Below are 17,732 nucleotides of genomic sequence, written 5' to 3'. Positions count from 1 at the left end.
AAAATGGCTGATCGGACTTGTTCGGCGTACAAGTGTACGCTATTGTGCCACTCGAAACTTTAAAATAGTGCGACTTACAGAGGTATTGAATGAAACGTGCAGTGATTACTGGCTTGGGCATCGTTTCCAGCATCGGTAATAACCAGCAGGAAGTCCTGGCATCTCTGCGTGAAGGACGTTCAGGGATCACTTTCTCTCAGGAGCTGAAGGACTCCGGCATGCGTAGCCACGTTTGGGGCAACGTAAAACTGGATACCACTGGCCTCATTGACCGCAAAGTAGTGCGCTTCATGAGCGACGCATCCATCTATGCATTCCTTTCAATGGAGCAGGCTGTGGCAGATGCTGGCCTTGCTGCAGAAGATTACCAGAACAACCCGCGCGTTGGCCTGATTGCAGGTTCCGGCGGCGGCTCCCCGCGTTTTCAGGTGTTCGGCGCTGACGCAATGCGTAGCCCGCGTGGCCTGAAAGCGGTTGGCCCGTATGTGGTCACCAAAGCGATGGCGTCCGGCGTTTCTGCCTGCCTCGCAACGCCGTTCAAAATTCACGGCGTAAACTACTCCATCAGCTCTGCCTGTGCGACATCTGCGCACTGCATCGGCAACGCGGTAGAACAAATTCAGCTGGGCAAACAGGACATCGTGTTTGCTGGCGGTGGCGAAGAGCTGTGCTGGGAAATGGCGTGCGAATTCGACGCAATGGGCGCGCTGTCTACCAAATATAACGACGATCCGTCCAAAGCTTCCCGTACCTATGACGCAAACCGCGATGGTTTCGTTATTGCCGGCGGCGGCGGTATGGTCGTGGTTGAAGAACTGGAACACGCTCTGGCCCGTGGCGCACACATCTATGCGGAAATCGTCGGTTACGGCGCAACGTCTGATGGCGCAGACATGGTTGCTCCGTCTGGCGAAGGCGCAGTACGCTGCATGCAGATGGCGATGCACGGCGTAGACACCCCGATCGACTACCTGAACTCCCACGGTACCTCTACTCCGGTAGGCGACGTGAAAGAGCTGGGCGCAATTCGTGAAGTGTTTGGCGACAACAGCCCGGCAATCTCGGCAACCAAAGCGATGACCGGTCACTCACTGGGTGCGGCTGGCGTGCAGGAAGCCATCTACTCTCTGCTGATGCTGGAACACGGTTTTATCGCGCCAAGCATCAATATTGAAGAGCTGGATGAGCAGGCGGCTGGTCTGAACATCGTAACCAAACCGACCGAGCAGGCGCTGACCACCGTGATGTCCAACAGCTTCGGCTTTGGCGGCACCAACGCTACGCTGGTTATGCGTAAGCTGTAAGCGTAAGTCTGCAAAATGAGATGCAAAGGGGAGCCTGATGGCTCCCTTTTTTATTTATTCATCTTTTCGTATTCCGGCGCGATTTCAGCTGACCACGCTTTGGCTTGTGTAATATCACCGGCGCTGTAGATTGGCTGTTCAAATTGATTGCCCAGCTCCCGCACGCGATAAATTTTCCAGCGACCCTCTTCCCAACGCGTATACACTTCCAGTTGCATGGGCGCTTCGCCAGTCGGTCCACCTAATTGTACCTCCACCTTTTCGCCACCGAGAAAGGGCTGAGCCGCTCCAATCTGTAACTGTGGGATCCATTCAGGGTCGTAATCCTGCACGTACATAAAGTAGTCAGAATTTATTATTTCCTGCTCGTAAAGGCTGTCAATCAGCGCCAGACGATCGATAACGTCTTTCGCCACATAGCGTTGCATGAGTGCGGACGTATCCCGATATTGTGTGTATGCGGACATCCACGCGAGATAGAACTGTTTAACATCCTGAGCGCTGTCACTGCGTGATGAAGAACAGCTACAAAGTAACAAAACCATAGCAATCAATGAGAACGCTTTCATTACTGCTTCCTGTAAATTGTGTATGAAGGTTTTGCCGCACGATAGCCAGGCCCCGCCCACATATCACGTTGTCTAAAATCGGAGTACCACTCCTGACCGTCAAAGATCGCCATATGACCGCTTGGGTTTCCTCCCTCATAAGGTTGAATGACGACGACATCTCCTGCTCTGGGCTGTTCATATGTGCCGATAGGGCTTAATCCTGCGTTTTTTAACAGTGGTCCATAATCTTTAGCATGGTAGGTATTCCCAAGATTGATACCACCGGCCTGAATAGCTTTACGGGTAAATTCTGCGCAACGCATTCTGAGAATGCCCGCCTGCATGTGATTTTGCATAATTTGTTGCTGCTGTTTTATCCCAGCTCATAATGACTCCTGTTAAGAGAATATGTAATAAGTTCGTGTATTGCTTTAACAGAATTTAATCTGACGGGAATGGCCGATAGTGCTATTAATATCGAGAATATATATGATTAAGGTATTAATTAATCCGTTGAGTAAATTATGGGTAATGTATTTATAATTGATAATTATTCTTTATAACCGTTTTTTGCTGATTTCGAGAGATAGCGTGACGGCCAAATCACGTCCGGCGTGGTTTCCAGCGCCTGTGCGATGATCTGTTCTGCTCGGGGCCAGCTGCGGGTAAATGCATTTCGTAGCAAATCAGGAGACAAGCCCGCCAAACGAGACAATTCTCTGAGCGTAATACCTCTTTTTTCCAGTGCACTTTTAATATCTGCACGATGCCAGTCTTGGCTTTTGTGTTCCATTCTGTAATCCTAAGAAAATGTGTTCTCGGCGCCGATATTTTTCAGGTTGTAAATTAGAAAGAAAAAGAACGTTACTTTCTTTTTGTTGTAGGAATATTGCCAGAATTAATTTGAATTTTCGCGAAAAAGAAAAAATATTTTTATTTCATCAGCAGAAAGGAAAGAAACTGATGGTAAAAGAGTGGTTCACGGTAAAGGAGTGTCTTGAATTACCGGGGGTTCCTGGAAGCGCACCAGATGTACGGAGGTTCAGAGCGAAAGGCATTGATGCGGTATTTCCCTTTTTGTTCGTTGAGAAGTCACCGCTTTGAAACACACAGCTATGCTTTCACAGTTGACAGCCAGGGTCACTCGCAGGCAGACTCCAGCTTCAACATTATCCTCTTGATAATGCGTAAGCGTTTAACGTTATCCAACGCACCTTAATCCTGAAAGTCAGGTAGAGGGGGCGTGGACATTCCTCGCCTTACTCTGCATTTTGGAGTAACGCATGACAGCTGTAACCCAACAAGAAAAAACACCGTCGGCGAACTTTTCGCTGTTTCGCATCGCTTTTGCGGTTTTCCTGACCTACATGACGGTCGGTCTGCCGTTGCCCGTCATTCCTCTGTTTGTGCATCAGGAGCTGGGCTATGGCAATACCATGGTCGGTATCGCCGTAGGTGTACAGTTTCTGGCAACGGTATTAACGCGCGGCTACGCCGGGCGCTTAGCCGATCAATATGGTGCTAAACGTTCTGCGCTACAGGGGATGTTTGCCTGTGGGCTGGCGGGCGCAGCGTGGCTTTTAGCCGCGTTATTGCCTGTCTCTGTCCCCGTAAAATTTGCATTATTAATCGTCGGACGTTTGATCCTCGGTTTTGGCGAAAGCCAACTACTTACAGGAACGCTGACCTGGGGACTTGGGCTGGTTGGCCCAACGCGCTCGGGTAAGGTGATGTCGTGGAATGGGATGGCGATTTATGGCGCGCTGGCTGCCGGTGCGCCGCTGGGTCTGTTGATCCACAGCCACTTTGGCTTCGCGGAGCTGGCGGCAACCACAATGGTATTACCGCTGCTGGCATGGGCCTTCAACGGCACCGTGCGCAAAGTGCCTGCGCATGCAGGAGAACGACCTTCGTTATGGAGTGTGGTAGGGCTTATCTGGAAACCGGGCCTGGGCCTGGCGCTGCAGGGCGTTGGCTTTGCAGTGATCGGTACATTTATTTCGCTCTATTTTGTCAGCAACGGCTGGACGATGGCGGGATTCACCCTGACCGCATTTGGCGGGGCGTTTGTGCTGATGCGCATTCTGTTTGGCTGGATGCCGGACCGGTTCGGTGGCGTGAAGGTTGCCGTTGTCTCTTTGCTGGTTGAAACTGCGGGGCTGATTTTGCTGTGGCAGGCCCCATCGGCCTGGATTGCGCTGCTCGGGGCAGCATTAACCGGGGCCGGGTGTTCGCTTATCTTCCCGGCATTGGGCGTCGAAGTAGTGAAGCGAGTGCCCGCGCAGGTTCGCGGTACGGCGCTGGGGGGGTACGCTGCGTTTCAGGATATCTCCTACGGCATAAGCGGCCCGGTCGCCGGGGTGCTGGCCACCGCGTACGGATATCCCTCGGTATTCCTTGCCGGGGCGATCTCCGCCGTGGTGGGGATTGTCGTGACGCTGCTTACGCTGCGAAAAGGTTAAGCGACCAGCCAGAAAATGGCTAACGCAATCATCAACGCAACAAACAGCAGTCCCGGTCGTGCCGACAGAGATTTAACCGTTTCAATCATCGGTGCGAACGGGCTGTAAATAGGCTGAAGATGACGCGGATCGCTGAGCTCGCGTTCTCGTTCCACGCGGCGCAGGAAGATTTGATTGAGCAAATCCAGCACCTGCACCGTGGTCAGAATCGATTGCGGTTGGATCTGATACGTCTGCTGCGCGTACTCTTTTATTGCCGTCAGCTCATTCGGCTCTAAGGGTAGCTTCAGCGCCGCCTGGAGCGTTTGTAGCGTTGGGGCACTTTGCAGACTGAGCGTTTGGCGCGCCTGCAGCCAAGTGACCAGGTGCGTAAACTGTTTGGCAGGGATCAGCTCACCGCTTTTTACGCCAGACAGCTCCAGCATCGACTGCCAGATCATCTTCCCGGATTCACCCGTGGCCGCCGCCAGTTTGGTAACCAACTGGTTCAGCGTATTGTGCTCTGCGGGTAACAACGGACGATCGGTGGCCGGGCGCTGCTGTGGTTGCGGTATCGAAAGTTGCCCTTGCTGCAGCAGCGTGAGCACGTTCTTTAATTGCTCAGGCGTGAGCTGGCTGAGCGCCGTTTGCCCATACTGCTGACGGATAAAATCACTGACTGCCTGGCGGTTATTTCCCTGACTCAATAATTCAGTAAGCTGCGACAGCACCTGACGATTAGCATGATTTTGCTGAGCAACCCCCAGCCGTTGGTTCAGGTTTTGCTCAGCGGCAGGAAAGTGACGTGACTGCAATGGCGTATCACTTTTGACGCCCAAATCGTGCTTCATTCCGGCCCACACCTCGGCGCTTTGCTGTTGGGTGAGCGAAATCAAACGGGTAATCAGTCGCTCCAGCACGGTACGTTGCTGCGTGGATAACGGTTGTTCTCCCGCCACGGAAGGGGCATTTTGGCCTTCGCCGGGAGGGCGAGCGGGCGTACCTGAAATGGGCTGCATCATCTCTGTTCCTTAAATCTATGCTGACCAGGTCTCGCAGTATGCCTGGCGGCGAGATTATGGCACACTTGCCCGGTTAACTCTCGTTCTCAAACAGGTGCGAAAGACGTGAAAATCCTCGTTGATGAAAATATGCCCTATGCCCGCGAACTGTTCAGTCGTTTGGGGGAGGTCAAAGCAGTTCCCGGTCGCCCGATTCCCGTTGCCGAACTGGATGATGCCGAAGCCTTAATGGTGCGCTCGGTGACGAAAGTAAATGAATCACTGCTTGGCGGAAAACCGGTTAAATTTGTCGGGACGGCAACCGCAGGCACGGACCATGTAGATGAAGCCTGGCTTGCGCAGTCGGGGATCGGTTTTTCCGCTGCACCCGGCTGTAACGCGATTGCGGTCGTAGAATATGTGTTTTCAGCGTTACTGATGCTGGCAGAGCGCGACGGGTTTGCGTTACGCGATCGTACCGTGGGTATCGTGGGCGTGGGCAATGTGGGGGGGCGTTTGCAGGCGCGCCTGGAAGCGTTGGGGATCCGCACGCTGTTATGCGATCCGCCGCGAGCCGATCGCGGTGATGAGGGGGATTTCCGCTCGCTGGACGAGCTGGTAGAGCAAGCCGATGTATTGACTTTTCATACGCCGCTGTTCAAGGACGGACCGTACAAAACGCTGCATCTGGCGGATGACGCGCTGATTAGCCGACTCAAGCCGGGCACCATTCTGATCAACGCCTGCCGTGGGCCGGTTATCGACAATACGGCATTGCTGAACCGACTTAATGCCGGGCAAGCACTGAGCGTGGTGCTGGATGTCTGGGAAGGGGAGCCGGATCTCAATGTGGCATTGCTGGAGAAAGCCGATATTGGCACGGCGCACATTGCCGGGTATACCCTGGAAGGAAAAGCGCGCGGCACCACGCAGGTCTTTGAAGCCTATAGCAAGTTTATTGGTCGCGAACAGCACATTGCGCTCAATACCCTGTTACCTGCACCGGAATTTGGTCGTATCACCCTGCATGGCCCGTTAGATCAGCCAACGCTGAAAAGGCTGGTGCATTTAGTGTATGATGTGCGCCGCGATGATGCGCCACTGCGTAAAGTCGCTGGAATTCCGGGTGAGTTTGATAAACTGCGTAAAAATTATCTTGAGCGCCGTGAATGGTCGTCTTTATACGTGATGTGTGACGACGCAACGGCAGCAGCCTTGCTGTGTAAGCTGGGTTTTAACGCTGTTCACCACCCGGCACATTAATGTCTTCTTAATGCTCCCTGTCGAATAATGCGACAGGGACGCTTACGTATCTCTGGAGTAAATCACCATGTCTGAAGGCTGGAATATTGCCATTCTGGGCGCAACGGGCGCCGTAGGCGAAGCCCTGCTCGATACGCTGGCGGAACGCCAGTTCCCGGTCGGTGAAATTTATGCGCTGGCGCGTAATGAAAGCGCCGGTGAGCATCTGCGTTTTAACGGTAAATCGGTCATTGTGCAGGACGTTGCAGACTTTGACTGGACGCAGGCGCAGTTAGCATTTTTCGTTGCAGGGGCTGAAGCCACCGCCGCATGGGTAGAAGAAGCGACCAATGCCGGGTGCCTGGTTATCGACAGCAGCGGCCTGTTCGCGCTTGAGCCGGACGTTCCGCTGGTGGTACCGGACGTTAACCCGTTCGTGCTGGCGGATTACCGCAACCGTAATGTGATTGCGGTCCCTAACAGCTTGACCAGCCAACTGCTGTCTGCGCTGAAGCCGCTGATTGATGACGGCGGGCTGTCACGTATTACGGTGACCAATATTATTTCGGCATCTGCTCACGGCAAAAAAGCCGTCGATGCGCTGGCCGGACAGAGCGCGAAATTGCTTAACGGCATCCCGATTGACGAAGATGATTTCTTTGGTCGTCAGTTGGCGTTCAATATGCTGCCGCTGCTGCCAGATCGTGAAGGTAGCGTGCGGGAAGAGCGCCGTATTGTCGATGAAGTGCGTAAAATTATGCAGGATGACGGCCTGCTCATCTCCGCCAGCATTGTGCAGTCGCCCGTGTTTTATGGCCACGCGCAGATGGTGAATTTTGAAGCCCTGCGTCCGTTGGCTGCGGAAGAAGCACGTGACGCGTTTTCACGCGGTGAAGACGTGGTGTTATCGGAAGAGACCGATTTCCCGACTCAGGTTGGCGATGCGTCAGGAACTCCGCACCTTTCAATTGGCTGTGTGCATAACGATTACGGAATGCCGGAGCAGGTTCAGTTCTGGTCTGTGGCTGACAATGTGCGCTTTGGCGGCGCGTTAATGGCGGTGAAAATTGCGGAAAAACTGGTGCAGGAGTACCTGTACTAATGTCTGACCAGCAACAGCCGTCAACCCATAAAATTGCGCTGGGCATTGAGTATGACGGCAGCAAATATTATGGCTGGCAGCGCCAGAACGAAGTGCGTAGCGTTCAGGAAAAACTGGAAAAAGCGCTCTCTCAGGTGGCGAATGAACGCATCAATGTCTTTTGTGCGGGACGCACGGATGCAGGCGTTCATGGCACAGGACAGGTCGTACACTTTGAAACGACCGCCCTGCGCAAAGATGCGGCCTGGACACTGGGGGTAAATGCGAATTTACCTGGTGACATCGCCGTACGCTGGGTGAAAGCTGTACCCGATGATTTTCATGCCCGATTTAGCGCCACGGCTCGCCGTTATCGCTACATCATCTACAATCATCGGTTGCGCCCTGCGGTTTTGGGTAAAGGGGTCACCCATTACTATGAACCGCTGGACGCTGAGCGTATGCATCGTGCGGCCCAGTGTCTGATTGGCGAAAATGATTTTACCTCGTTTCGGGCGGTGCAGTGCCAGTCGCGCACGCCGTGGCGAAACGTGATGCACATTAACGTCGAACGTTTCGGTGCATATGTGGTGGTGGATATTAAAGCGAATGCCTTTGTACATCATATGGTCAGGAATATTGTCGGTAGCCTGTTGGAAGTAGGCGCCCACAACCAGCCGGAGAGCTGGATAGCAGAACTGTTAGCGGCGAAGGACAGAACGCTGGCAGCGGCAACGGCGAAAGCGGAAGGACTGTATCTGGTGGCGGTAGATTACCCGGACCGGTTCGACCTGCCAAAACCGCCAATGGGCCCGCTATTTCTGGCGGACTAATTTGAGTCGTATAAAGGCAAAACTATGGACCTGATTTACTTTCTTATCGATTTTATCCTGCACATTGATGTGCACCTGGCTGAGCTGGTCGCGGAATACGGTATCTGGGTATACGCGATTCTGTTTCTGATTCTGTTCTGTGAAACCGGGCTGGTGGTGACGCCGTTCCTGCCGGGGGATTCGTTGCTGTTTGTTGCTGGTGCGCTTTCTGCGCTGCCAACCAACGATCTTAATGTTCATCTGATGGTGGTGTTGATGATTGTGGCGGCGATTGTGGGCGATGCAGTGAACTACACGATTGGCCGGTTGTTCGGTGAAAAACTGTTCAGTAATCCGAATTCCAAAATTTTCCGTCGCAGCTACCTTGATAAAACCCATGCGTTCTACGAGCGTCATGGCGGTAAAACGATTATTCTTGCGCGTTTCGTGCCTATCGTGCGTACATTTGCGCCGTTTGTGGCAGGTATGGGACACATGTCCTATCGTCATTTTGCGATGTATAACGTTGCAGGTGCGCTGCTGTGGGTATTGCTGTTCACTTATGCTGGCTATCTGTTCGGCGATCTGCCGATCGTTCAGGAAAACCTGAAATTATTGATTGTGGCGATTATCGTCCTTTCCGTATTGCCGGGTGTAATTGAAGTGATTCGCCATAAACGCGCTGCGTCACGGGCTGCAAAATAGAAAGTAACTCAGCGGTTCGACCACTTTTTTATCCAAAGTTTCGGGCTGTTATGTTTTAATGTGCAACATTCATGGTCTGTTTGGGGCAAAAATGGCATTATGCGCCCCTTATAACAAAGCTGACTAGGGTTCAGGCAGAAAGGTCACCAATGAGCTGGATTGAACGAATTAAAAGCAACATTACTCCCACCCGCAAGGCAAGCATTCCTGAAGGGGTGTGGACCAAGTGTGATAGCTGCGGTCAGGTTTTATACCGTGCTGAGCTGGAACGTAATCTTGAGGTCTGTCCGAAGTGTGACCATCATATGCGCATGTCGGCGCGCAATCGCCTGCATAGCCTGTTAGATGAAGGTACTCTTGTGGAACTGGGTAGCGAACTTGAGCCGAAAGACGTGCTGAAGTTTCGTGACTCCAAAAAGTACAAAGACAGACTGGCCTCTGCGCAGAAAGAAACCGGCGAGAAAGATGCGCTGGTGGTAATGAAAGGCACGCTGCACGGCATGCCGGTCGTTGCTGCTGCATTTGAGTTCGCCTTTATGGGCGGCTCTATGGGTTCTGTGGTCGGCGCGCGTTTTGTCCGTGCCGTTGAACAGGCGCTGGAAGATAACTGCCCGCTGATCTGCTTCTCCGCTTCTGGCGGGGCGCGTATGCAGGAAGCGCTGATGTCTCTGATGCAGATGGCGAAAACCTCTGCCGCACTGGCGAAAATGCAGGAACGCGGTTTACCGTATATTTCTGTACTGACCGACCCAACGATGGGCGGTGTTTCCGCAAGCTTCGCGATGCTGGGCGATCTCAACATTGCCGAACCGAAAGCACTGATCGGCTTTGCTGGTCCGCGTGTTATCGAGCAAACCGTACGTGAGAAACTGCCGCCGGGATTCCAGCGCAGCGAGTTCCTGATTGAAAAAGGCGCTATCGATATGATCGTCCGCCGTCCGGAAATGCGCCTGAAACTGGCAAGCATTCTGGCGAAGCTGATGAATCTTCCTACGCCGAATCCGGATGAGCCGCGTGAAGGCGAGGTGGTACCTCCGGTTCCCGATCAGGAACCAGAGGCCTGATAGTTTACTCTATGGGTTTCGGGTTGCAGGCAGGCGGTAAGAGCGTTGATCCCGATGAGCTTACACCGGTAAGTGATTCGGGAGAGCGAGTAAAGCCCGCGCACCTGCAATGTGAAAAACGACGTGTAAAAAAGGGCAGGCCGGTTGGCGCTGCCCTTTTGCTTTCCTCAACGTAAAGAATCTACAGCCATCATGGACAATAAACGTATTCCTCAAGCCGCGTCGCCCCTGGCATCGTGGCTTTCTTATCTGGAAAACCTGCACAGTAAAACCATCGATCTGGGTCTTGAACGCGTAAGCCAGGTAGCGCGCAAGTTGGGTGTGTTGAAACCCGCGCCATGTGTTTTTACGGTGGCGGGAACCAACGGGAAAGGCACAACCTGCCGTACGCTGGAATCGGTGCTGACCGCAGCAGGTTATAAAGTTGGCGTTTACAGTTCGCCGCACCTGGTGCGCTACACGGAACGCGTGCGTGTGCAGGGACGTGAACTGCCGGAATCCGCGCATACCGCCTCATTTGCTGAGATTGAAGACGCGCGTGGCGACATTTCGCTGACCTACTTTGAGTACGGTACGTTATCGGCGCTCTGGCTGTTTAAACAGGCTCAACTGGATGTCGTCATCCTGGAAGTGGGGTTAGGCGGTCGTCTTGATGCGACCAATATCGTGGACGCCGATGTTGCTGTGGTGACCAGCATTGCGCTTGATCATACTGACTGGCTGGGCCCGGATCGTGAAAGCATTGGTCGTGAGAAGGCGGGTATCTTCCGCGCGGAGAAACCGGCTATCGTCGGCGAACCTGAAATGCCTTACACCATCGCGGATGTCGCCCAGGAGAGCGGGGCGATTTTGCAGCGTTGCGGTGTGGACTGGCGCTATGTGGTCACGGAGAACGACTGGTCGTTTACGGATGCTCATGGAACGCTGACGCATCTGCCGTTACCGCAGGTGCCGCAACCTAACGCCGCTACCGCACTGGCCGCGCTGCGCGCAAGCGGGCTTGATGTCAGCGAACAGGCGATTCGTGAGGGTATCGAAAAAGCGGTATTACCGGGGCGCTTCCAGATTGTGAGCGAGTCGCCGCGGGTGATTTTTGATGTTGCCCATAACCCGCATGCGGCGGAGTATCTGACCGGACGTCTGAAAAAGTTAGTGAAAAGCGGGCGTGTACTTGCGGTTATCGGTATGCTACATGATAAAGATATTGCCGGTACGTTAGCCTGGTTAAAAAGCGTGGTTGACGCCTGGTACTGTGCGCCCCTGGAGGGGCCGCGTGGCGCAACGGCAGAGCAACTGCTGGAGCACCTGGGCAAAGGCAACGCCTATGACAGCGTGGCGCAGGCATGGACTGCGGCACTCGCTGAGGCGAAGCCAGAAGATACCGTGTTGGTGTGTGGATCGTTTCACACTGTCGCACATGTCATGGAAGTAATAGACGTGGGGAGAAGCGGTGGCGAGTAAGTTTCAGAATCGATTAGTCGGCACAATTGTGCTGGTCGCGCTGGGGGTGATTGTGCTCCCCGGGTTGCTTGACGGCCAGAAAAAACATTATCAGGATGAGTTTGCGGCGATCCCGTTGGTGCCGAAACCCGGCGATCGCGATGAACCAGACATGATGCCTGCGGCAACGCAGGCGCTGCCGACGCAGCCGCCTGAAGGGGCGGCAGAAGAGGTGAGGGCGGGAGATGCTGCCGCGCCATCGTTGGATCCGTCTCGTTTGACGACGGCAAACAGCGCGGAGTTAGATCCTGTCCCGGCGCCTGTAGAACAGCCGAAGCCCAAACCGAAGCCACAGCCTGTTGCCGTCGCTCCGACGCCAACGCCTGCACCGGTTCCAGCGCCGAAGCCGGCTGCTGAGGAGCCGCCAGCGCCGACCGGCAAAGCCTACGTTGTACAGCTCGGTGCGCTGAAAAATGCGGATAAGGTCAATGAGATAGTGGGTAAACTTCGCGGTGCGGGCTTCCGGGTATATACTTCCCCGTCAACGCCGGTGCAGGGTAAAATAACCCGTATTCTCGTGGGGCCTGACGCCTCCAAAGATAAGCTGAAGAACTCGCTGGGCGAGTTGCAGAAGATCTCTGGTCTGAGTGGCGTCGTGATGGGGTACACCCCTAATTAAGGGATTGCGCTGTTCACGGCGCAGCTCTTATTCAGGCTGGATGCGGTGTTTTCACCGCGATTCGGCAGTGCCCGAAGAGGCACAAAACGGCATGGCGTTGAAGATTTTTTCAGCGCCATTTTTATTTACGCGTGGAAAGGAAATCCCTACGCAAACGTTTTCTTTTTCTGTTAGAATGCGCCCCGAACAGGACGACAGGGCGTAAAATCGTGGGACACATATGGTCTGGATTGATTACGCCATTATCGCGGTGATTGGTTTTTCCTGTCTGGTTAGCCTGATCCGTGGCTTTGTTCGTGAAGCATTATCGTTGGTGACTTGGGGTTGTGCTTTCTTTGTCGCCAGCCATTACTACACTTACCTGTCTGTCTGGTTTACGGGCTTTGAAGACGAACTGGTTCGAAATGGGATTGCTATCGCGATACTGTTCATCGCGACACTTATCGTCGGCGCTATCGTTAACTTTGTGATAGGCCAACTGGTAGAGAAAACAGGCTTGTCGGGTACCGACAGGGTGTTGGGGATCTGCTTTGGTGCTCTGCGAGGAGCGCTGATCGTCGCCGCCATACTGTTCTTTCTCGATACCTTTACCGGTCTGTCGAAAAGTGAAGACTGGAGTAAGTCGCAGCTGATCCCTCAGTTCAGTTTCATCATCAGATGGTTCTTTGACTATCTGCAAAGCTCGTCAAGTTTCTTGCCCAAAGTATAAACTTTGGGTCGTTGCTGAACGAGGAAAAGACGTATGTGCGGTATTGTCGGTATCGCCGGTGTTATGCCGGTAAACCAGTCGATTTATGACGCGTTAACGGTGCTCCAGCATCGTGGTCAGGATGCTGCGGGCATCATCACCATTGATGCCAACAACTGCTTCCGCTTGCGTAAAGCAAACGGAATGGTGAGCGATATATTTGAAGCGCGCCATATGCAGCGTTTGCAGGGCAATATGGGCATCGGTCATGTGCGTTACCCAACGGCTGGCAGCTCCAGCGCCTCCGAAGCTCAACCTTTTTACGTCAACTCACCGTATGGCATCACGCTTGCCCACAATGGCAACCTGACCAATGCGCATGAGCTGCGTAAAAAGCTGTTTGAAGAAAAGCGCCGCCACATCAATACCACTTCAGATTCTGAAATTCTGCTGAATATTTTCGCCAGCGAGCTGGATAACTTCCGCCATTACCCGCTGGAAGCTGACAATATTTTTGCAGCTATTGCCGCAACCAACCGCCAGATTCGCGGTGCCTATGCCTGCGTGGCGATGATTATCGGTCACGGTATGGTTGCCTTCCGCGATCCTAACGGTATCCGCCCGCTGGTATTAGGCAAACGCGATATCGGCGATGGTCGTACCGAGTACATGGTGGCGTCCGAGAGCGTAGCGCTGGATACGCTGGGCTTTGAATTCCTGCGCGACGTAGCACCTGGCGAAGCGGTGTATATCACCGAAAAAGGTCAGTTGTTTACCCGCCAGTGTGCCGATAACCCGGTCAGCAATCCATGCCTGTTTGAATACGTTTACTTCGCACGTCCTGACTCCTTTATCGACAAGATTTCCGTTTACAGCGCCCGTGTCAATATGGGCACCAAGCTTGGCGAAAAAATTGCTCGCGAGTGGGAAGATCTGGACATCGACGTGGTGATCCCGATCCCGGAAACCTCCTGTGATATCGCGCTGGAAATTGCCCGTATTCTCGGCAAGCCGTACCGTCAGGGGTTTGTGAAAAACCGCTACGTGGGGCGTACCTTTATCATGCCGGGCCAGCAGCTGCGTCGTAAATCTGTGCGCCGCAAGCTGAACGCTAACCGTGCGGAATTCCGTGATAAAAACGTGCTGCTGGTGGATGACTCCATCGTGCGCGGTACCACTTCAGAACAGATTATCGAGATGGCACGTGAAGCCGGAGCGAAGAAGGTATATCTGGCCTCTGCCGCCCCGGAAATTCGCTTCCCGAACGTTTATGGTATCGATATGCCTACGGCGACGGAGCTGATCGCTCATGGTCGTGAAGTGGACGAGATCCGCCAGATAATCGGCGCAGACGGTCTTATCTTCCAGGATCTGAACGATCTGATTGAAGCGGTCCGTGCGGAAAACCCGGATATTCAGCAGTTTGAATGTTCAGTGTTTAACGGCGTGTACGTTACTAAAGACGTCGACCAGCAGTATCTCGATTTCCTCGACTCCCTGCGTAATGACGATGCCAAAGCGGTATTGCGTCAGAACGAAGCGGAAAACCTTGAGATGCACAACGAAGGTTAATGCTACCGCCAGCGGCATAATGTCGCTGGCTTTTATCAAAGATTCACCACGCCGAAACGAATACTGTATTTTTGTACCTTGTACTGCAGTGTCGTTCGGGAAATATTGAGACTTCGTGCGGCTGCTGCAATATTTCCCTGGCAGTTATTCAGCGCTGTTTCAATCAGGCTTTTTTCGAACCTGGCCACCCTTGAGTCAAGCGAACCATCCACCTCTGATTCTGAGCGTGCGGGGCGGTTGACGACGGTAGGGACATCCGCAACGCCTAAGTTTAACTCATCTTCTTCAAAGATAATCTTTTTCAGCATCCCATCGTTTTCCTGCATGATCATGCTGCGGACGATAGCATTTTCCAGCATCCTGACATTGCCGGGCCATGTGTGATTAAGTAAGGCAATACGCGCAGCTTCACTCAGCCCATGAATATCTTGCGGTACGTCATTGCGGTATTTATCGATGAAATAATTAGCCAGCAGCGCAATATCTTCCGGGCGTTTCCGTAAAGGGGGAAGGATGAGCATACCCACATTCAGCCGGTAAAAAAGATCTGCGCGCAGCTTACCTGTCTGGATAAGGTGCGCGGGCGTTTCATTCATTGCTGCTACAATACGTACATCTGAGTGGATTTGTTGTTGACCGCCCAGGCGCCAGAATGTTTTATCCTGTAAAAAGCGCAATAGTTTACTTTGCATCTCAATAGGCATGGCGTTGAGCTCATCGAGAAAAAGCGTACCGCCGTTTGCTAGTTCCAGATATCCCTGACTATTTTCTGCACCGGTGTATGCGCCCCGGACAGTACCAAAAAGAGTGCTTTCAATAAGCGTCGGTGGAAGTGCGCCACAGTTAAGAGCAATGAATGGCTTATCGGCGCGTTTACTACAATGATGGATTAAACGAGAAAAAAGCTCCTTACCGGTTCCCGTCTCACCAACGATGGTCACGGGAATATTGCTTGCCGCCAGACGTTTTGCTTTCGCAATATTATGCAGCATCTCCGGATTCTCAGTAATAATTGCGTGGTGTTTTTCATGGCGATCGGCATACAGCAAATGGTTAAGCTCGACAACCTGTTCCTGTAACCGCCTGACACCGGACATGTTCCTGCCAATTTCAATAACGCCAATCATGCTGCCATCACTGGAATAGAGTGGAGCGGTAGTATGCTGATAATCCACCGCCTGACCACGAGCGTTGTAGTAAATCTGGTAATGACCGATATATTCCACACCTTTCTTTAGTGATGAAAGCATGGTGCTTTGCGTCTCTTTCATGCTCGGATAAACATCCAGCATATGTTTACCTAGCGCCTGCTCAATGCTGTATCCGTCAAGATCCGCACTCTCTTGGTTGTAATAGACATACTCACCACGCTCGTTAATAACCGCCAGGGGTTGATGGATAAGATCGAAGAATCGGGAGAACATTTTTAGTGCTGCAGCCAACTCTTCGTTAGTGGAAGCCATTGCCGAATTCCTTTTTACTTTTTTAATAACATCATTATAAAAGTGACGAATTTTCGTCGTTGTGATGAATAGCACGCTAAATGACAAAATCCACAATAATTTTATGTATGTAACCGACTGATTTTAATCAAGTTAAATTTTGGCACGCCTGTTGCTATATCCATTGTGAGAGTGTGGTCTCTTACATGAAAATAAGCTGAGGATGATATGACTGATTCGATTATTCAAAACTACAACCAATTACGTGAGCAAGTGATAGAAAACGATCGCCGTTTCCAACAAAAAGAGGGTCACTTGTGTTTTGATGGCGTGGATCTGGATGCTCTGGCACGCAAGTATCCGACGCCGTTCTATGTTTTCTCTGAGTCAGAGATTATTCGTAATATCAACGAAATCCAGCAGGCGTTTGCAGCCCACCAAAATACCAAAACCTTTTTTGCCTCCAAAACCTGCTCAGTGATGGGAGTGCTTCAGGCGATTCGTGATGCAGGAATTTGTGCCGAGGCTAATTCACAGTACGAAGTGCGTAAATGTCTGGAAATCGGCTTTCGTGGCGACCAGATTGTCTTTAATGGTGTAGTGAAAAAACCAGCCGACCTGGAATACGCCATTGCTAACGATCTGTACCTGATCAACGTCGATAGCTTGTATGAACTGGATCACATTGATGCTATTTCCCGCAAATTGAAAAAAGTCGCCAATGTTTGCGTTCGTGTGGAACCAAACGTTCCGTCAGCGACGCATGCAGAGCTGGTGACCGCATTTCACGCAAAATCGGGATTGGATTTGGAACAAGCGGAAGAAACCTGTCGGCGGATCCTGGAAATGCCTTATGTCCATCTTCGCGGTTTACATATGCATGTGGGCGATCAGGTGCCGGAATCTGAACCTTTTGCCAAAGCGACCAAAGTATTGGTGGATGAATCTCGCCGTCTGGAAGAGGTTCTGGGGATTAAATTTGACCTCATCAACGTAGGTGGCGGCATTCCCGTGCCCTACAAATATGATGAGGAAAATGGCGATCCGCTTAAAGACAATATGTATGCCGGGATTACGGCACAGGATTTTGCTGATGCGGTTATTCGTGAAGTCCATAAGTGGCGTACGGATGTGGAAATCTGTATTGAGCCTGGGCGTAAGGTTACCGGTTCGGCCGCCGTTCTGCTAACAGAAGTCGCCTGTGAAAAACGTAAAACCAACTATGACCTGAACGGCAATGTTGAATGTCACGTTGAGTGGAAGTTTGTTGATGCCGGATACAGTGTGCTTTCAGACAGTCAGCATTTTGACTGGTTCTTCTATGTCTACAACGTTTCCAGAATGACAGATTCGCATGACGCGTGGATCAAACTCGCAGGGCCTCTTTGTGACGGCGGTGATTACTTTCATATGGGCGTGAAGGGGGAGGAGTTCCTGATGCCGAAGAACACGCAAATTGGCGATATCGTCGCATTTCTGGATGCGGGCGCTTACACCATCGAAAGCCAGACGGTTTACAACAATCGTCCGCGCTCTGCTGTCGTGATGATAGACAAAGAGGGAAAAGATCGCTTAATCCGTCGGGAAGACAGTTACGAAGATATGGTCAAGTACGACATTTATTAAATCTCATTATTGGACTTCGGCATTGCCCGGAGTCCATGAGTCAGGTAATTCGAAGAGGGCAGTGATGCCCCTGAATGAATAACA

The 17,732-nt window shown here is 52.3% G+C and carries 16 protein-coding genes and 2 pseudogenes; 13 read left to right on the top strand and 5 right to left on the bottom strand.

What is annotated here, in order from left to right; all coding sequences use genetic code 11:
• Positions 1–89 precede the first annotated feature (89 nt).
• The gene (gene fabB, locus E1B03_RS18605; protein WP_003028160.1) at positions 90–1,304 is read left to right on the top strand and encodes a beta-ketoacyl-ACP synthase I; all 1,215 of its coding nucleotides are present in this window, start codon (positions 90–92) and stop codon (positions 1,302–1,304) included.
• A 50-nt stretch (positions 1,305–1,354) separates the two neighbouring features.
• Here fabB and E1B03_RS18600 read toward each other — a convergent pair whose 3' ends face one another.
• From E1B03_RS18600 to E1B03_RS18590, 3 genes and pseudogenes are all read right to left on the bottom strand, one after another.
• Positions 1,355–1,873 (bottom strand): YqhG/Tai3 family protein, encoded by a 519-nt coding sequence (locus E1B03_RS18600; RefSeq protein ID WP_103770334.1) that lies wholly within the window; start codon positions 1,871–1,873, stop codon positions 1,355–1,357.
• A pseudogene (locus E1B03_RS18595) lies at positions 1,873–2,242 on the bottom strand (CHAP domain-containing protein). The gene E1B03_RS18600 and the pseudogene E1B03_RS18595 overlap by 1 nt, the downstream one beginning before the upstream one ends.
• Before the next feature lie 163 nt (positions 2,243–2,405).
• Positions 2,406–2,648, bottom strand: coding sequence for a helix-turn-helix domain-containing protein (locus tag E1B03_RS18590; protein ID WP_103770335.1), 243 nt, complete (start codon positions 2,646–2,648; stop codon positions 2,406–2,408).
• Positions 2,649–2,665: 17 nt separating this feature from the next.
• On the opposite strand from E1B03_RS18590, the pseudogene E1B03_RS26770 reads away from it, so the two are divergent.
• Positions 2,666–2,893 (top strand): annotated as a pseudogene (locus E1B03_RS26770) (hypothetical protein); the annotation flags it as partial.
• A 245-nt stretch (positions 2,894–3,138) separates the two neighbouring features.
• Positions 3,139–4,317 (top strand): MFS transporter, encoded by a 1,179-nt coding sequence (locus E1B03_RS18580; RefSeq protein WP_133086719.1) that lies wholly within the window; start codon positions 3,139–3,141, stop codon positions 4,315–4,317.
• On the opposite strand, the gene flk is transcribed toward E1B03_RS18580, so the two are convergent.
• Complete coding sequence (gene flk / locus E1B03_RS18575) at positions 4,314–5,315, bottom strand: flagella biosynthesis regulator Flk (protein WP_103770558.1); 1,002 nt, start codon at positions 5,313–5,315, stop codon at positions 4,314–4,316. The genes E1B03_RS18580 and flk overlap by 4 nt on opposite strands.
• A gap of 108 nt (positions 5,316–5,423) precedes the next feature.
• On the opposite strand from flk, the gene pdxB reads away from it, so the two are divergent.
• From pdxB to purF, 9 genes are all read left to right on the top strand, one after another.
• The gene (gene pdxB / locus E1B03_RS18570) at positions 5,424–6,560 is read left to right on the top strand and encodes a 4-phosphoerythronate dehydrogenase PdxB (RefSeq protein ID WP_133086718.1); all 1,137 of its coding nucleotides are present in this window, start codon (positions 5,424–5,426) and stop codon (positions 6,558–6,560) included.
• 67 nt (positions 6,561–6,627) lie between these two features.
• Entirely contained in the window at positions 6,628–7,641 is a 1,014-nt protein-coding gene (locus E1B03_RS18565) for an aspartate-semialdehyde dehydrogenase (protein ID WP_008785360.1), read from the top strand.
• On the top strand, positions 7,641–8,453 hold the full coding sequence (gene truA / locus E1B03_RS18560) for a tRNA pseudouridine(38-40) synthase TruA (protein ID WP_133086717.1): 813 nt from the start codon (positions 7,641–7,643) through the stop codon (positions 8,451–8,453). The genes E1B03_RS18565 and truA overlap by 1 nt, the downstream gene beginning before the upstream one ends.
• A gap of 24 nt (positions 8,454–8,477) precedes the next feature.
• Positions 8,478–9,137 carry a DedA family protein gene (locus E1B03_RS18555; RefSeq protein WP_103770339.1) on the top strand — a complete coding sequence of 220 codons (660 nt, stop codon included), beginning with the start codon at positions 8,478–8,480 and terminating at the stop codon, positions 9,135–9,137.
• A 149-nt stretch (positions 9,138–9,286) separates the two neighbouring features.
• Positions 9,287–10,201, top strand: coding sequence for an acetyl-CoA carboxylase, carboxyltransferase subunit beta (gene accD / locus E1B03_RS18550; RefSeq protein WP_103770340.1), 915 nt, complete (start codon positions 9,287–9,289; stop codon positions 10,199–10,201).
• 192 nt (positions 10,202–10,393) lie between these two features.
• On the top strand, positions 10,394–11,662 hold the full coding sequence (folC, locus tag E1B03_RS18545) for a bifunctional tetrahydrofolate synthase/dihydrofolate synthase (protein ID WP_103770341.1): 1,269 nt from the start codon (positions 10,394–10,396) through the stop codon (positions 11,660–11,662).
• Entirely contained in the window at positions 11,652–12,320 is a 669-nt protein-coding gene (dedD, locus tag E1B03_RS18540; RefSeq protein ID WP_133086716.1) for a cell division protein DedD, read from the top strand. The genes folC and dedD overlap by 11 nt, the downstream gene beginning before the upstream one ends.
• Positions 12,321–12,540: 220 nt before the next feature.
• A complete protein-coding gene (gene cvpA / locus E1B03_RS18535) occupies positions 12,541–13,029 on the top strand; it encodes a colicin V production protein (protein WP_005129678.1) in 489 nt (162 codons plus the stop codon).
• 33 nt (positions 13,030–13,062) lie between these two features.
• Positions 13,063–14,580 (top strand): amidophosphoribosyltransferase, encoded by a 1,518-nt coding sequence (gene purF / locus E1B03_RS18530; RefSeq protein ID WP_016153855.1) that lies wholly within the window; start codon positions 13,063–13,065, stop codon positions 14,578–14,580.
• Positions 14,581–14,615: 35 nt separating this feature from the next.
• Here purF and E1B03_RS18525 read toward each other — a convergent pair whose 3' ends face one another.
• Positions 14,616–16,043 carry a sigma-54 interaction domain-containing protein gene (locus E1B03_RS18525; RefSeq protein ID WP_133087242.1) on the bottom strand — a complete coding sequence of 476 codons (1,428 nt, stop codon included), beginning with the start codon at positions 16,041–16,043 and terminating at the stop codon, positions 14,616–14,618.
• Between the two features lie 207 nt (positions 16,044–16,250).
• Between E1B03_RS18525 and dokD the strand changes: the two genes are divergently transcribed.
• A complete protein-coding gene (gene dokD / locus E1B03_RS18520) occupies positions 16,251–17,648 on the top strand; it encodes an ornithine/lysine decarboxylase DokD (RefSeq protein ID WP_133086715.1) in 1,398 nt (465 codons plus the stop codon).
• Positions 17,649–17,732: the final 84 nt, after the last annotated feature.

This window comes from Citrobacter arsenatis (assembly GCF_004353845.1).
Classification (GTDB): domain Bacteria; phylum Pseudomonadota; class Gammaproteobacteria; order Enterobacterales; family Enterobacteriaceae; genus Citrobacter; species Citrobacter arsenatis.
This window is presented reverse-complemented; position numbering and strand designations above follow the sequence as displayed.

Excerpts from the sequence above, each read along its gene's own strand:
- fabB (WP_003028160.1), top strand. The coding sequence starts at position 90 with ATGAAACGTGCAGTGATTACTGGCTTGGGCATCGTTTCCAGCATCGGT.
- E1B03_RS18600 (WP_103770334.1), bottom strand. The coding sequence starts at position 1,873 with ATGAAAGCGTTCTCATTGATTGCTATGGTTTTGTTACTTTGTAGCTGT.
- E1B03_RS18590 (WP_103770335.1), bottom strand. The coding sequence starts at position 2,648 with ATGGAACACAAAAGCCAAGACTGGCATCGTGCAGATATTAAAAGTGCA.
- E1B03_RS18580 (WP_133086719.1), top strand. The coding sequence starts at position 3,139 with ATGACAGCTGTAACCCAACAAGAAAAAACACCGTCGGCGAACTTTTCG.
- flk (WP_103770558.1), bottom strand. The coding sequence starts at position 5,315 with ATGCAGCCCATTTCAGGTACGCCCGCTCGCCCTCCCGGCGAAGGCCAA.
- E1B03_RS18565 (WP_008785360.1), top strand. The coding sequence starts at position 6,628 with ATGTCTGAAGGCTGGAATATTGCCATTCTGGGCGCAACGGGCGCCGTA.
- truA (WP_133086717.1), top strand. The coding sequence starts at position 7,641 with ATGTCTGACCAGCAACAGCCGTCAACCCATAAAATTGCGCTGGGCATT.
- E1B03_RS18555 (WP_103770339.1), top strand. The coding sequence starts at position 8,478 with ATGGACCTGATTTACTTTCTTATCGATTTTATCCTGCACATTGATGTG.
- accD (WP_103770340.1), top strand. The coding sequence starts at position 9,287 with ATGAGCTGGATTGAACGAATTAAAAGCAACATTACTCCCACCCGCAAG.
- folC (WP_103770341.1), top strand. The coding sequence starts at position 10,394 with ATGGACAATAAACGTATTCCTCAAGCCGCGTCGCCCCTGGCATCGTGG.
- cvpA (WP_005129678.1), top strand. The coding sequence starts at position 12,541 with ATGGTCTGGATTGATTACGCCATTATCGCGGTGATTGGTTTTTCCTGT.
- purF (WP_016153855.1), top strand. The coding sequence starts at position 13,063 with ATGTGCGGTATTGTCGGTATCGCCGGTGTTATGCCGGTAAACCAGTCG.
- E1B03_RS18525 (WP_133087242.1), bottom strand. The coding sequence starts at position 16,043 with ATGGCTTCCACTAACGAAGAGTTGGCTGCAGCACTAAAAATGTTCTCC.
- dokD (WP_133086715.1), top strand. The coding sequence starts at position 16,251 with ATGACTGATTCGATTATTCAAAACTACAACCAATTACGTGAGCAAGTG.